Here is a 14,047-nt window from a genome sequence, read left to right as displayed (position 1 = left end):
CGCGTATTGGAACATGTTTTTGGAACCATAGCGTTTTCTCGCGTTCTTTTGCGTTTTAGTGCAAGTATTCCCAACGCACCGTGCGCCCCCGCTCCAGCAGGATGCAGTCTTTCGGCAAGGCCGATGCTGGCTCGCCCTTGACCCGCGTAAACGCTAATCGCCCCTGCATCGTTGCGGTGGGCGAATAGATACTGTTCACTTGCTTCACCCACCTCCCCTTGACTCGCACGATGTCGCCCTTCCGAAATCCCGCCAACTCCTCGTTCACCTGGTAGCGCACTCGTCCGATCCCCTTGCGAGGGAGATCGTAGTAGCGGCGGCGGGTCTGCCGGGGCCGGAAAGCGATCCGGTAGCTGTTCGGGCAGTCAGGGGCAACGGCCTCCCTGCTCCCCAGTGTGGCAACACACAGCGCGTCGGTGGTATGCGATTTGTGGAGGAGGCGGTGCTTGCGAAACGCGGCGGTTTCATAGCCAAACACGGTAGTAAGCGGGGCAACTGTACTCAAGGCCGCATACAGGTGGGCTTTCCCCTGCATGGTGCGCTGGGCGATCTGGTCGAGGCGCCCGCTCACGCCGGTCACTTGGAGCGTGATCGTACCAGCGTGAACCTTCTCATGACAGGCATCGCACAGCGTCAGCAGATTGGCGAGCGTGTCCTTGCCGCCATGCTCGCGGTAGACGATGTGGTGCGCTTGGAGACGGCAATTGCGTTTGCCGCAGTGCCGGCACCTATAGCTGTCGCGCATCAGGCAGGCTAGACGCAGGTTCTCATCGAGGCGGGTCGGGTCCTGGTAGCGGCTGCCCGCAAGCGTCGGGTCATTTAGTCGGGCAATGTCGACCTGCACGTCCTCGACTACGATCTGGCTGATCGGTAGCGGAAGCTGCCGAACAACCCGGATCACCTCGTCCACATTAGTCCTGATGGAGGGTGGCAGCCGCCTGCTGCGCTTACTGGACGCACGGTTGGCAAAGCGCGGCGGGCGATACCACATCCGGTTGCGTCGAGAACGGCGGTGAACGCGGCGAGTGTCCAGTTTTTCTTTCACATCGCGGCGGTGGTGGATCTCGGCGGCCAGCAGGACTGCTCCATTGCCGACACAACTGATGCCCGTCACGCTGCTGCCTTTGTCGATCCCGGCCACTACCTCCTGCACCTGCCCCTCACACTGCCACCCTAGCTGGATGGTGAAGGGGGAGTGCGCGACCACCCTGGCCTTGCCCGCGCGCAGGAGTTTGCGGGCCTTGGCCTCCTTGCAGGGCATCAACGGCGTTCCGTCCAGGTTACGAACATAGACCTTCATGTGGCTCTAAGCCCTCCTTAAAGGAGTAAAGTGCTCCTCGCGGGTGTTTATCAGTGTTGTCGCGACGCACACACATTCGTGTTTCCACTACCCTTAATGCACGTCCACAGAGCTTCGGACTGGAGCAAACATCCAAAGGTGTGATCATCTGATGAACTGCTGCGTGATTGCTCACGCCCGCTGGTAGCTCCATGAGCATAGTGTCATACAACGCTATACTTTTAGGAACTATCCCAGATCCGCCGTGTGCCAATTTACGCGGCTTTGTCCATCGGTGCGGCCTCGACCACCTCCAGCCCCTCGCTCTCGAACGTGCAGTCAGCAGGCTGCTTGTCGTTTGCCGGACGGATCGGCGAGCCGTTCGCGCCGCGCACCGCAGAGGCGCGAATCATCTTCCCGTTGAAGGACAACCCCATGCAGTGCGCCCGGACGACGAAGCGGTGCCGCGCCAGGAAGGCGTCCATATCGCTCTGGCTGACGCCTGCCGCGCCCGCTGCCTGCCCCACGGCTGCCAGATCGGCCCGCGCCGCGTCCCAGCGCGCCTGGAGGTCGCGCCGATCGGCGTCGGACCAGCCGCTGCCAAGCTCGCCAAGCGAGCAAAGCACGCCCTGCTCGTTAAACACGCCGACCTCGATCGCGGCGACCATGCCGGTCTGCTTGCCGATCCCATCAGTGAAGCCCCAGGCGCCTCTCGTGGGGTCGTAGATCATCGCGACCACGTCGGCCTCGCGGGCGCGGTCGCGCCAGCGGAGGCAGGTGTTCGGGCGCGCGTTAACATAGGGTGAACCGTTCTTCCGCAGCACGAAGCCTTCGCCGTTCCGCTCCCGCACCTCGCGCAGCATCCGCTGCTTGGCCGCCGCGCCGACCGCGGTCGGAATGATCCGCACCACGTCCTGCTGACCCAGGCCCTTGACGATCGTGCGCAACGCGTTTAGCCGCGAGTCGTACCAGTGTGTCGGCGTGTTTGGCAGCAGCGGCGTTGCAATCACGTCGAAGACGTAATAGCGCTGATGGACCGCCGCACCGCCCGCGTAGAGTCCGGCCCGGCCGTGGTCGTCCTCGGCCAGCAGCTCGCCGTCCAGCCAGGTGCCGGGAGCCAGGTGCGCGAAGACTGCGGCGATCTCCGCCGGGACCTCGACACTCCGCCAGGACTTGGTCTTGCCGACGATTCGGCCGTCCGGCGTCTTACCGGCGAGCAGGCGGTGGCCTTCCTTCTTCTCGGTCCAGACCCACGAGTTGTCGGTGATGGTGGCTCGCAGATCGGCCTCGCTCCGAATATCGTTCGGGTTGATGATCATCAATGGGAACGGGAAGCCGTCGGCAGGGATCGCGGCGACGGGCGCCACTGCCGCGGGCGCCGCGACCGGCGCGGGAGCCGCCGTGGGATTTGGGGTGGAGGCGGCAACCGGCGCGGGGGCAGCCGTCGGAGCAGCCGCCGCAGCCGCGGGTGTCGCAGCCACTGGCGCTGGAGCAGCAACCGGCTGAGCGCTCTGCGCCGCACCAGGGACGATCATTGCCTGCGAGTGCAGCGCGATGGGCAGGGTGTCGAGGCTGCGGCCCACCTGCCAGACCAGGCGGTGAATCGGCAGATCGCTGCTTGCCATGGGGCCTAACTGGCCGGTCTGCATGGTGCTGGTCGTGCCGGGAAACGGGTTGGTGTAGACCCGCGGGCGGGCCGGCTTGAGCTTGTCGCCGAACTTCTTGTGCGCCGCGCGCAGCACATCGACCAGCGCGCCGTTCTTGACGACGCCCTGGTCGGTAAACGCCGCGCCCGCGGCCGCGCTGAAGGCGCGAGCCTCGTAGGTCTGGCCTACCTGGCGAACTTCGATCTTGTAGAGCGCGCCGCCGGAAACGGCGACACCGCCGAGAAAAGCGACCAGATTGCCGCCACTGGCGGCTGCTGAGGTAGTAGCTGGCTGTGTCATCGATGTACTCCTGCGATGAGTGGTACGTTGTAACTACTTTAAGTTATATCATATTATGATACTGTTGTCAAGTAACAAAATTGGTATCCTGTGAAATTGGTATCGTGTGAAAATGTGAAAATGTCGGCGCACAGACGGCGGAGAAAAGCTGCCCCCGCACGCGGCAAAGCATACGGGGGCGGTGCGGGGATGCGGCGGGCGGCTCCTTCTGACGCGCCTCGCGGGGGAGCGCTACGCGGTACGGCGACCGCGCGAAAGAGCCAGCGCCGCACGGGCCGAGCCTCCAGTGTGATCTGGTCACGCCGTTAGCGGCGTGAGCGCCGTATGCGCGGCCCGGGCGAACGCGATGGTGCGGCACATGCTATGCGTAGCCGAATAGTGCCTCGATATGCTGTATCCTTTCCACTCGAACGACCGGGCGCCCGCGCGGGCACGTCCAGGGCTGCTTGCAGCGCGCAAGCTGATCGAGCAGGGCCCGCATCTGTTCGGACCGAAGCTGCTCCTCGCCGACCGCGCTCGCGCCCGCCAGGGTCGTCAAGAGCGATTCCTGGATCTCCTCGGGCGTGCGCAGGGCGCGCCGCGACAGGTGATCGGCCACGTCGAGCAGCGTCGCGCCGAGCCGGTCCAGACGAAGATGCGGTGTGGCCAGCACGCGCAGGCTCTGTCCGCAGTCTTCAAAGCGGAGTCCCCAGCGCGACAGCGACTCAGGGTGCGCGAGCAGCAGCGCATGCGCCGCGGGCGGCAGCACGACGTCGCGCGCCATCTCCAGGGCCTCGCCCGGAACACCGCCGGCGAGGAACTGAGCGCCGATTTGCTCATAGCGAATTCGTGCGCCGGCTGCCTGCTGGTCGATGAGCACGAGGCCAACACCCGACTCGGCCATGATATAGCGCTGATGGAGCTGACCGATTGGGCGCAGCAGCGTGAGGTCCAGTGTGCCGGCCCCGGCGGCCCGATCTTGTAGCTGATCATCGGCAGGCAACGCCGGCGCCTGCTCGTTCTCCGGGCGCTCAAACGGCCAGGCATCATGGCGCGCCACGGCGCCCCTTGCCGGAGTTGATGGCCCGCGGCGCTGCCAGCGCGGCCCGGCGGCTTCCAGCAGCGCGGCGTGGAGCGCGATCCCGATCTGGCGGCCCACAAACGCCGGGTCGCGAAATCGGACCCGTGTTTTTCCAGGCTGGCCAGCTACGTCAGCGGCCCAGGCCGGCGCCTCGATATGCAGCGCAATGATCGGGTAGCGATCGTGCGGCAGCAGCGTCTGGTATGCCTCGCTGAGGATCGCGCTGAGGTGGCGGTCCGGTCGGATCGGGCGCCCATTGACCGAGATGAAGATACAGGCACGCGACTCGCGGCCGAGGTCGGGCGGCGAAATAAGACCGGCAATACGTACCCAGTCCGGCTCGTCCGCAGCGTCCTCCTCATCGGCCGGCTGCACGGCCTCCGCCGCGACCGTAAGCAGCGCGCGCGCGACGTCGTCGCCGTAGAGATCCGCCATCGTGGCCCGCAGCGAGCCCGCGCCGCCAGCAGAGAAACGTTTGCGGCCGTCGACGGCAAACGTAACGTGGACGCCTGGATGCGCGACCGCGTACTGGCCGACCACGGCCGCCAGCTCCGCCGTTTCGGCGAGGTCGCTGCGCAGGAAGGCCCGCCGCTCGGGCGTGTTATAGAACAGGTTGCGGACGGAGACCGTCGTGCCATACTCGCGCGCGGCGATGGCTGTCGATTGGACTTCGCCTCCGGCGACGCGCAGCTCCACCGCCTCATCAGCGCCAGCGGCGCGCGTGACACAGATCACCTGAGCGACGGCGGCGATCGCCGCCAGCGCCTCACCGCGGAAGCCCAGTGTGCCTGATCGCGGGTCTGCCGCGCCGCCGGCTTTGGTGGTCGTGTAGCGCTCGAAGGCCATGGCCACGTCGCCGGCCGCGATTCCGCACCCGTTATCCGCGACCGTCACCTCTCGCAGGCCGCCGCCCGTGATGCTCACGGCGATGCGCGTCGCTCCGGCGTCGAGCGCATTGTCGAGCAGTTCGCGCACGACGCTGGCCGGCCGATCGACGATCTCGCCAGCGCGAAGCTGGTCGGACACGCGCTGTTCGAGCCGCTGCATGGTCGGCGAAGCCTGCTCCGGCAGGCGCTGCCGCGCGCTTAGCATGTGGCCTGGAGCTGGGCAAGCGGCTCGACTCGGTCGAGCGCGCGCGGCTCCAGCGTTACCGCCAGGCCGAGCGTCTCCAGCACGATCTCCCAGCGCTCGCGCGCGGTGCTGATCATCTGGATCAATTGCTCGTGCCGGCACTCGTTGCCGCACCGCGCCGCGGTGCAGCCGCAGCCAAGTCCAGGGTGAACCAGGTAACAGCGCCGCGCGGTCGACGACGACGCCACATACCAGGCGCCCTGCGGCAGATCCACCGGTGGTCGCCGCATGCCTTTCGGGAGCACAAGCTCCCAGCCCTGCGGCACCTGGTTCATCGGTCGCATCCCGAGGTTAAAGTCGGCCAGCGCGTTCTCGATCGCCCTGGCGCCGCGCATGTCGCCATGCTCGCGTGCCGCGGCCCGCAGCGCGCGCGCCACTTCCTGCATATAGCTGGCCGGCGGATCGTTGGGATTTGGCGCCGGAATGACGCCAAACCGGACGTTCAGCGTATACAGCGTCTCGGCGATGCTCAGCGACGACAGGTCGTGCCCGAGCGGCGCGTTTGCCGCCAGCAGGCGAGCAAGGCGCTGCTGGGCAGTCAGGTGTTCCCAGGGGCGATCGGGGGGTGGCGGAGAGTGCAGGCGTAGCGCCCGGCGGCGAGGCGCCGGGCGGGAGCGCGGGTAGGCTGAGTCGGTAGTCATGATGCAAGTCCGTCCCGAACACAAAACCTTATTCGTGGCTTTGGAATGCGGTAAACTAGGAATCGATTATATCACATAATCACAATTATGTCAAATTGTGATGCAAACATGGCCTGGTGCAAGGGAGTCCGGCATGCAGGAGTTGACGCGCTTGCCGGACTATCCGACATCCTCGACCAGCGCCTGCGTGTAGAGCTGGGTGCTTGTGCGGGCAGCGTGGCCGAGCAGCTTCTGGACATCGTCCACCTTCGCGCCGTCGCGAAGCAAATGCGCGGCGAAAGTGGTTCGCAGCATGCGCGGCGTCAGCTCGGCCAGGCCCAGTTCCTGCGCATAGCCTTGCAAAATGAGCCAGATCCCTTGCCGGGACAGCCGCTTGCCGCGATGGTTAAGGAATAATGCCGGGCTGGTAGGCGCATTGCGCGTGAGCTGCGACCGGGCATTGTCGAGGTACTCCTCGATCGCGGTACTGGCCGCATGGCCGAGCGGGAGCGTTCGGACGCGGCCGCCGCGCCCGCGGCAAGTCACCGTGCCGTCCTCCAGGTCAACGTCGGCGCGATTGAGGTCGATCAGCTCGCTTACCTGCATACCAGTGGCATAGAGGAGTTCGAGCATCGCCTTGTCGCGCATCCGTTCCGGCGTCGGGTTGCGCAGCGGCAGCTCCAGGAGCGCGTCGACCTGCACGGGCGTCAGCGCCTGCGGGGGCGCGTATGTCACCTTGGGTGTATCGATCTGCTCGGTGGGGTTGGCCGGGATAATGCCGTGCTCGTGAAGAAAGGTGAAAAAAGACCGGGCCGCGGCGGTCCGCCGCGCGATCGTCGAGTCGGCGTAGCCGCGCTCCCGAAGGTGGAGCTGGAACGCGAGCAGGTCGTCGTAGGTCACCGCCGGCCAGGATTGCCGGCCGCGCTCGCGCATGAACGCAACAAGCTGTCCCAGGTCGGTCTGGTAGGCGCTGAGTGTGTTCTCAGCCGTACCACCGCCCTGTTGCAGGTGCTGGAGGAATGTGTCAATGTGCTGTTGCATACGGGTCCTTTACCTTGATCAATCGCTCTAGGCGCATTGATCGGCGCGATGTCGGCGCCAGTGTACCATACGAGCGGCGGCGGCGGCGCAAGCCGCCATCAAGAATCATCGCCTTTCGCGAGAAAATGAGCCTCGATCACGCTGGCTGCATCCGAACATCAAACCGCCGGGCCTTGGCCCATGCGGGTACTGACGGAAAGGGCTAGATCCCCAACGCGTCCAGCTCGGCGGGTGACCGGCCGTTGGCGTGCTTTTCGTAGAAGTACCGCGCCGTCCGCTGCCCGACACGGTGCGTGTCGGAAAGCCAGTCATCCCCGACGAGCTTGCCGCCCTTGATCACACGCACCCGGTGGGTAAATCCAGGCGCCGCGCCGCGCTTCAGCGGCTCGAACTCGACGATCGCGCCGTCCGGGGCGCGAAACTGCGTGACCTGCGTGAAGGTCACCGCGGGCTGCGTGGTCATAGAACCTCAAATTTTGGAGCCGGCGACCGGCGTGAGGCCGGTTCGGGATCGCGCGTTTCCACGATGCCCCGCACATCGTACGCCGGCGCATACCGCGCTGCCGGATTTGAACCAACAAGGAGACACTGTCTCGCAGCGAAAGCTGCTGGGCCTGCCTGATTACTGCCCAAAGCGCGGTAGACAAGTGGCGAGGGGTGGTGGGCTTTGAACCCACGGGAGTCGGCTGCGCTGCCGGTCTCCTCATCACGCGTCACGTCCGATCGAACAGTATCACTGTGGTCGAGTGCGGCTTTGGCACGGCTCGCCGCCGCCGTCCCGCGTCACAGTAATACTGCCCAACCTCGCGTGCGTGTGTGATGATTCCTCCGGCCCGCTCACGTTCCCCACCGCCGTAGGGCGGCGCCAACAAACCCGGTCCACCTCTCTGAGGGCCTGCCGTTGATACCAGCGCGGAGCCTCGCGCTGGCGACTGCGGGTGACGGAACGTGGCCTCACCCCGTCCCGGCCGGCGGCCAGATCCCAGAGCAGCGACTGTCTAGGCTTCACTCCCCATAGCTTCGCCGTCTCGCGCGGCGTTCGTCGCAAACGGCGACGTCCGTTGTGGTGCGCAGGAGGGGGATCGAACCCCCAACATCGGCGCCCGTGATTGCCGACTGCGGCGGCACACGCACCCGCGACTGTTCCCGCCGCGCGGCAGGCGTTGGGGCTCTGAGGCCACACACAGCTCCACCGCTACGTCGAGATGCACCAGGCACGTTGTCGCGACTCCACCGCGCGCGGCCGCAGCCGCTGGCGCGCAGCACGTCACAACCACCAATCCGGCGCGTCCGATGCGCCCGGCGCTCGCGCGCCGGCGCCTTACCGAGAACTTGTCCTCGGGTGCCATCAGGCCAGACGCCACCCAAGCGTTTCAGGCTACAAGCGCATACATCCCGCCGCTCCGGGCTGGGCAGCGCGACGCGGCGGGCGATCGCGCTCCAGAAGGAAAAGATGACCCAGACTACCGCATCCGGCCCGAGCGCTCCTGTTACTGGCTCGCTGGCGGATGGTGAAAATCCGGGATGGCGAGCTAATGTTGTGCTAATAGCACAATATTAGCTCGAACATCACGCTTTCGTACGGCTTTGTGTAGACAGGCCGCGCACACCCCGTACCGGACAGGGCGACGCCCCCGGCCCAGTGCAAACCCACCGCGTGCCTTGCGCGCGATGCCGTGCAACCGCGGCGATCGCGGCCGCGATCTCCATCAGCGTCGCTGCCCGTCCTGCCTGGCCGCGGTGGCCAGGCGCCGATCATGCTGCCGGCGGGACGGAACCACCCCGTCCCGATGCTTTCCCCGGCTGTGTGAACGTGTAGCACTACGTCTGCGGGACTCTCACCCACCACAGCGGCTCACCGGGAAGACTCGGTCACCGCAGACTCCGGCCGAACAGCGCCTGTCGGCGCCTGCCGGCAGCATCTCCCTGCGGCTGATAGCCGCGTCGCTCCGGGAGCAGAGAATGGGGGCGGCGGATGGAGTCGAACCACCGACCTTCGGGTTATGAGCCCGACGAGCTGCCACTGCTCCACGCCGCGATAGACAGGCGTGCCGGAGTTGCACCAGCGATCCTCCAGCGGCCGGGCACTTGGTCGTCGCCCCGGGAAGGCGCGCCAGCGTGTTGCATCGAAGCACACCGCACCAGACTGGTGTTCCAACTGCTAAACTACACGCCCCTCAGTGCCGAAGAGACATACCCTCGGCCTGGCCGATGCTCCATCAGGAGCGGCCCGCCGGCCAGCGCGGGTGCCAGGTAGATCGCCTGGCCTATTGTTCAACAGTGCTTTCTTAATGTGCCGATGCCCGCGAGTATCTGTGACCGCTGAGACGCGCCTGCCCGGTGCAGCTCTGCGTGTGACCTCCGCACGTCCACCGCCCGCATCGCCCGCGTGGGGCTTCTGGTACGGTTTCGGGTCTTGAACCGTTCTTCACGTTCCTGCCCCGGCGCGAAAGGCGCGCCTCACGGTACAGACTGATTTTATCACAATTTTGTTTTTATGTCAAGGAATGAAAATGTTAAATCACAAAAATGTTAAGTTGTGGCAATGTGAAAGCGCCGTGAGATTGTGTTGACGGCGAGCCTACCGCACTGGAGCGCGAAAATACGAGCGGCCCGTGGAGACTTGGGCGGGCCACTCACACCAGCGCGGATGCTTCTGAGCACTGAATTAGGCAGGCGGGGGAAGAGGAGTATCGCCGGACCGGGTAAACGGGGCGCCAAACAGGATTGCGGCGGCAACCCCCAGGCCAATCGCGATCGAGCCGATCGCTGGCGTGAGCGCGCGGAGCAGCGCGAGGGTGACCAGCGCGCCCGCCGCGGCCTGCGCCAGCTCTCCGGGCATGACCCACGGCCAATCCACCTGCCAGGCGCGGCGCGTCCAGCCCCAGGCCAACGCGATCGCCGCGGCGGCCACCAGCATAACAACCGTCCACTCCGGCCACCACTGATCGACCGTGCTGGCCACAAACAAGACGCTGATTGCCGCCAGACCGGCGCGCTTGCGCATGACCGCGTCCAGGCGGCGCCATGGCATAACCACCGTGCGCATACTGCCTCGCTCGCAACTGATTTTTTGCTCGGTTTCTATAGTATAGCGCACGTTGAGGCGGGTCTCTGTCGCTGCCCGGTGACATTTCTGTCAGATCGCGCCCAGTTTCAGAGTCCACCGCACGGACCCGGACGCGCCAGGACGCCGCCTTCGCAAGGCCGGCCGGCGATATACCGGCTGAACGCGGCGTAACCTCAAGCAGGGCTATCGGAGGCGTCAGCGGCGCGGCGCTCGGCCATGATACGGGCGATTTCGCGGCCAATTTGCAGCGGGCCGATCGATTTTACCAGGTAGGCGGCGTAGAGATCAGGCTTATCGGGCGGCAGCGTGCGCCGAATATCATCTGCATTCCGGCCGCTCAGGGAGATGCGCACAACATCCGGCCGGTGCTCGTAAAGCCAGAGCGCAAGCTGGATACCGCGTGACATCCCAAGATTCTGGTCGATCAGCGCCACCTGGAATGCGTGCGCGCCCAACTCCATCTGCGCTTGTTCAATGCTCGAACAGGTGACAACGCGCGCGCCGACGCGGGTCAGCACACTGTCTATCCCAAGCGCCTCGTCGTCAACCAGCAAAATGTTCAGACCGGCGAGGAGCTGTTTTATATCCATCATGCCGTCCTCAGCGGGCGCTGGCGCAGATTGCCTTTTCGCCAGCACGCGCCTTGTACTATCTAGCCCTGATCATACCTCCGATCGGCATAGAAAGATCCTCGTCACGAATGGCCCTGGGCCGCCTAACGTATGAGCCGCACCCAGCCTTCACTACGCAGCCCGGACGTATTTTTGGCGATCGGTGCGTAGATGCCCCCAGACGCGCCTGGCGTGGCCAGGAGCGCCGCGCAGGCGAAGTGCGCTCCCGCGTCCCAACATGCAAGCACGCGCCGTATGCGCTGCTTTAGCGCACTGGCATCGTGTAAACCCGCATATGTACGCATGCTGCCCGGCGCGATTAGGAAGGCTGCTGCGCCGCTCAGAGCGCGCTTTCCGCGGCGACCCAGGAGCCGGAAGTGGTATCGTAGCGGTAGACAAGCTGCTGGCGACTCGTCGGCGGCGCGAGCGTATAAGAAAATGGCGAGATCACAACGGCCAGACCGCCGTCACGCGTCCAGCTCAGCCGGCGCACCCGGCCATCGCCGTCTATCGCCCGATCCGCGATGGAGAACTCCGGCTGCGGCGCGCCGCTGAAATTCCCGTTCTTATCGAGCGCGACCGATTCAACATCGCCGATCCGCGCGCGGCCGAAGTAGAGCCGTTTCCCGCCGCGCGTGTTGCCGGTCACGAGTCCGATGGCGTCGACGCCATCGAGCTGGGAGACCACCTTGCCGCTTGAGAGATCGATACGGTAAATCCGGCCGGCCTCACGCTCGCGCGTGCTCCCGGCGACCGAGCTGGCATACAGGCTGTTGGTGTCGCAATCGGTGACCAGGCCGAGCACGCCAAACGGGTTGGTCTCGGTCGCCTCCGCCGCAGCGGGCAGCGCGACGTACTCAGTCATCTCGCCAGTCTGAGCATCGACGCGGTAGATTCTATTTTGCTGGCCCAGCGGATTGAGCAGCAAACTCGTCTGCGGTGTCGGCGCGACATAGATGTTCCCGCGCGCGTCCAGCACCGCGGCGCCAAGATAGCCGGCGCGGGTCCAGGAGGGATGCTGGTAGATCTGCTGGCCTTCCGGGCGGGTTTTGTCGACCAGCGCCAACCCCGGACGCCGCGTATCGCCGGTGTCGATGTTGGTCTGTGGGCTGAAGCCCAGTCCGCTGGCGAACGGTGGAAACGCGCCGCACAGCACGCCGCCCAGGGGCGCGCGGCTCTGCGCGGACTCGCGCGGGGTCAGCAGCCACCACGCCAGGATCGCGGCCAGTGGCAGTGCCGCAAGCAGTAGCCACCACCAGCGAAAGCCGCGCCGCGGCCGGCTGCGCGGGCGCTTGCCGGCCGCCTCACGGCCCTGCGGCTGGGGGCGGGTCGTGCGCGCGCCCCTGGGCTGATTGGAAGAGGTGCCTTTCATTGGCCGCTCCCTGCCGGGACAAACATCGGCCCGGCCTCGCACGCCCACACCTTCGGCGCATACACGCCGCTCTCGGTCACCCGCGAGTCGGCCCAGCACGCTTCTTGCCCCGGTGCGTCGCTGTTTTTGAGCTGCGGAGTGTACCAGAGCACCAGATGCGCGCCGTCGATCGGCTCGGGCGATGCGCCGATGAATTTCTCGGGCCCCTGCTGCTCATTGGTGTTGCAGCATGGGCCGATGGTGATCATATCGGCGTCGCCTTCTTCGGGATGGTGCCTGGTGACATATATGTAGGCATGATCGTTCTTCGGCGGCGGCGCGTACTGGCCGTGGCCGGGGGCGACAAAAAAGCCCTGTCCCGCGTTATCAAGGATACGGAACAAGTATCCGTCGGCATTGTAGGCGGTGGTATCCGTCTGGAGCGTCCACTGCTCGGTGCTCCATGGTTTCCAGGAGGCGCCGTCCCAGGCCGCCACGTGGTTCTGGTCGCCGGCGAGATCGATCCGCATGACCGGCCGGTAGGTGCCGTCATTGCCGCAGCCGCGGCCCCAGGAGGCCGCGACGACGCGGAAGCGGCCGTCCCCATAGAACTCGTAACGGGAGTGGTAGTTGTAGGAGCAGGGCTGCGGCCAGCCCGGGTGCCGGAACTCCTGATCGATAGCGAACCCGACGACCCCCTTGCCGTCCCGAAGGTCGCTGATCGACGGCGGCTGGTACGCCGGCACGGCCGCGGTGCTGAACAGCGGGCACCCCACTGCATCCGAGTACCCGAACGCCTGCTTCCCGGAGTAGCTCACGTGCCAGTCGACCAGCTTCGCGCTGTGGAGCACGAGCTGATCGCGGAAGCGCACGTCGGCGACGCGGAGCCCGTCCGAGCTGGTGAGCATGTAGCTCAGCTTCCAGCCATCGCGATCGATGCTGGGAACCTGGTCGCAGAGCTGCGCCATGATCGCGCTGTCCTGGATGGTCTTTTCCGTGATTTTCGGCGTCTGCGAGGCGCCGAGGTTGGTCCACTGCACGCCGACCAGCACGCCGTCGGTCAGGTCGACGATCGCCCACAGCGCCTTCTCACCCACCAGGAAGGTCGGCGCCACGCACAGGTGCTGGCTGCGCTCGCAGCGGGTGTTGTTCAGGCTGGTTTTCATCTCGGCCATCGTGGCCTGCTCGGTGCTTGGCTTCCGCCCAAGCGCCTGCTCCACCTCCGGCGCGCTGACTGCGATCTGAACCGCCGCCTGTTCCAGATCTTTGGGAATATCCGGCTGCATTTGCGGCAGATCGGCGACGGCCACCACCGTGCGCGTGTCGACGTCGACCATCGCGACGGTCGCGCTGTTATCGGCGTAGTGATAGATCTCGACCCGCAGGCAGCGGCCGCTCCGGCACGCGGCCGTCTCGTCGGTAATGTCGCTCTGCCGGGCCGGGCGAACGTCAAACACCTCGTTGCGCAGCGGCTCACCGCTCGTCGCGCGCAGCTTCGCGCGCACGCGCGGATCGTGAAGTGCAAGATCCTGGGCCGTCCGCTGCGCATCGTCCAGGCCCTCGTTCAGCATCACGATCGGAACCTCCTGCTTGAGCGATTCCTGGACACGCGTCATGTGCGCTGCATATTCGGGAATCGCGGCCTGAGGCGGCGCTACGCGCGGCGCAAGGATGCCGGGCTCAAGCGGAAGGAGCTGGGGCGCCGCCGGCGCGCCGCACATGACCAGAATGCCGGCCAGCCCCAGTATCAGCCAGCGCGTGCGAGGCAGGCGCTTTCGCACGGCGGGGATCGCCAGCAGCGCGCCCGCGCCGAGCAGCACGGCAACCATCCCAATGACGGCGCGGTCCGCGCCGCTCGACCAGAGCGCGGCGAGACCGAGCTGCGCCGCGAGCAGCAGCGCGCCGAGCAGGCCAATCAAGCGTGGAGAGCGAAGCATT

At 65.9% G+C, this 14,047-nt stretch carries 10 protein-coding genes and 1 tRNA gene; all 11 read right to left on the bottom strand.

What is annotated here, in order from left to right; genetic code table 11:
* Positions 1-55: 55 nt before the first annotated feature.
* The 11 genes from iscB to M1P90_RS36240 all read right to left on the bottom strand — a co-directional run bounded on the left by iscB (position 56) and on the right by M1P90_RS36240 (position 14,046).
* On the bottom strand, positions 56-1,300 hold the full coding sequence (gene iscB / locus M1P90_RS36290; RefSeq protein WP_483705951.1) for an RNA-guided endonuclease IscB: 1,245 nt from the start codon (positions 1,298-1,300) through the stop codon (positions 56-58).
* A 254-nt stretch (positions 1,301-1,554) separates the two neighbouring features.
* A complete protein-coding gene (locus M1P90_RS36285) occupies positions 1,555-3,225 on the bottom strand; it encodes a hypothetical protein (protein ID WP_483705949.1) in 1,671 nt (556 codons plus the stop codon).
* Positions 3,226-3,586: 361 nt separating this feature from the next.
* Positions 3,587-5,332 carry a DNA mismatch repair endonuclease MutL gene (mutL, locus tag M1P90_RS36280; protein WP_483705947.1) on the bottom strand — a complete coding sequence of 582 codons (1,746 nt, stop codon included), beginning with the start codon at positions 5,330-5,332 and terminating at the stop codon, positions 3,587-3,589.
* A 38-nt stretch (positions 5,333-5,370) separates the two neighbouring features.
* On the bottom strand, positions 5,371-6,057 hold the full coding sequence (locus tag M1P90_RS36275; RefSeq protein WP_483705945.1) for a hypothetical protein: 687 nt from the start codon (positions 6,055-6,057) through the stop codon (positions 5,371-5,373).
* A 159-nt stretch (positions 6,058-6,216) separates the two neighbouring features.
* Entirely contained in the window at positions 6,217-7,077 is an 861-nt protein-coding gene (locus M1P90_RS36270) for a tyrosine-type recombinase/integrase (RefSeq protein WP_483705943.1), read from the bottom strand.
* Positions 7,078-7,279: 202 nt separating this feature from the next.
* The gene (locus tag M1P90_RS36265; RefSeq protein WP_483705941.1) at positions 7,280-7,540 is read right to left on the bottom strand and encodes a hypothetical protein; all 261 of its coding nucleotides are present in this window, start codon (positions 7,538-7,540) and stop codon (positions 7,280-7,282) included.
* A 1,500-nt stretch (positions 7,541-9,040) separates the two neighbouring features.
* Positions 9,041-9,115 (bottom strand) — tRNA-Met (locus M1P90_RS36260).
* Between the two features lie 630 nt (positions 9,116-9,745).
* Entirely contained in the window at positions 9,746-10,111 is a 366-nt protein-coding gene (locus M1P90_RS36255; protein WP_483705939.1) for a hypothetical protein, read from the bottom strand.
* 209 nt (positions 10,112-10,320) lie between these two features.
* A complete protein-coding gene (locus M1P90_RS36250) occupies positions 10,321-10,740 on the bottom strand; it encodes a hypothetical protein (RefSeq protein WP_483705938.1) in 420 nt (139 codons plus the stop codon).
* 358 nt (positions 10,741-11,098) lie between these two features.
* Complete coding sequence (locus M1P90_RS36245) at positions 11,099-12,130, bottom strand: hypothetical protein (protein WP_483705936.1); 1,032 nt, start codon at positions 12,128-12,130, stop codon at positions 11,099-11,101.
* Complete coding sequence (locus tag M1P90_RS36240) at positions 12,127-14,046, bottom strand: hypothetical protein (protein ID WP_483705934.1); 1,920 nt, start codon at positions 14,044-14,046, stop codon at positions 12,127-12,129. Before M1P90_RS36240 ends, M1P90_RS36245 begins: the two co-directional genes overlap by 4 nt.
* Position 14,047: the final 1 nt, after the last annotated feature.

The organism is Kouleothrix sp. 19917 (genome assembly GCF_057073505.1).
This window is presented reverse-complemented; position numbering and strand designations above follow the sequence as displayed.

Excerpts from the sequence above, each read along its gene's own strand:
- iscB (WP_483705951.1), bottom strand. The coding sequence starts at position 1,300 with ATGAAGGTCTATGTTCGTAACCTGGACGGAACGCCGTTGATGCCCTGC.
- M1P90_RS36285 (WP_483705949.1), bottom strand. The coding sequence starts at position 3,225 with ATGACACAGCCAGCTACTACCTCAGCAGCCGCCAGTGGCGGCAATCTG.
- mutL (WP_483705947.1), bottom strand. The coding sequence starts at position 5,332 with ATGCAGCGGCTCGAACAGCGCGTGTCCGACCAGCTTCGCGCTGGCGAG.
- M1P90_RS36275 (WP_483705945.1), bottom strand. The coding sequence starts at position 6,057 with ATGACTACCGACTCAGCCTACCCGCGCTCCCGCCCGGCGCCTCGCCGC.
- M1P90_RS36270 (WP_483705943.1), bottom strand. The coding sequence starts at position 7,077 with ATGCAACAGCACATTGACACATTCCTCCAGCACCTGCAACAGGGCGGT.
- M1P90_RS36265 (WP_483705941.1), bottom strand. The coding sequence starts at position 7,540 with ATGACCACGCAGCCCGCGGTGACCTTCACGCAGGTCACGCAGTTTCGC.
- M1P90_RS36255 (WP_483705939.1), bottom strand. The coding sequence starts at position 10,111 with ATGCCATGGCGCCGCCTGGACGCGGTCATGCGCAAGCGCGCCGGTCTG.
- M1P90_RS36250 (WP_483705938.1), bottom strand. The coding sequence starts at position 10,740 with ATGATGGATATAAAACAGCTCCTCGCCGGTCTGAACATTTTGCTGGTT.
- M1P90_RS36245 (WP_483705936.1), bottom strand. The coding sequence starts at position 12,130 with ATGAAAGGCACCTCTTCCAATCAGCCCAGGGGCGCGCGCACGACCCGC.
- M1P90_RS36240 (WP_483705934.1), bottom strand. The coding sequence starts at position 14,046 with ATGCTTCGCTCTCCACGCTTGATTGGCCTGCTCGGCGCGCTGCTGCTC.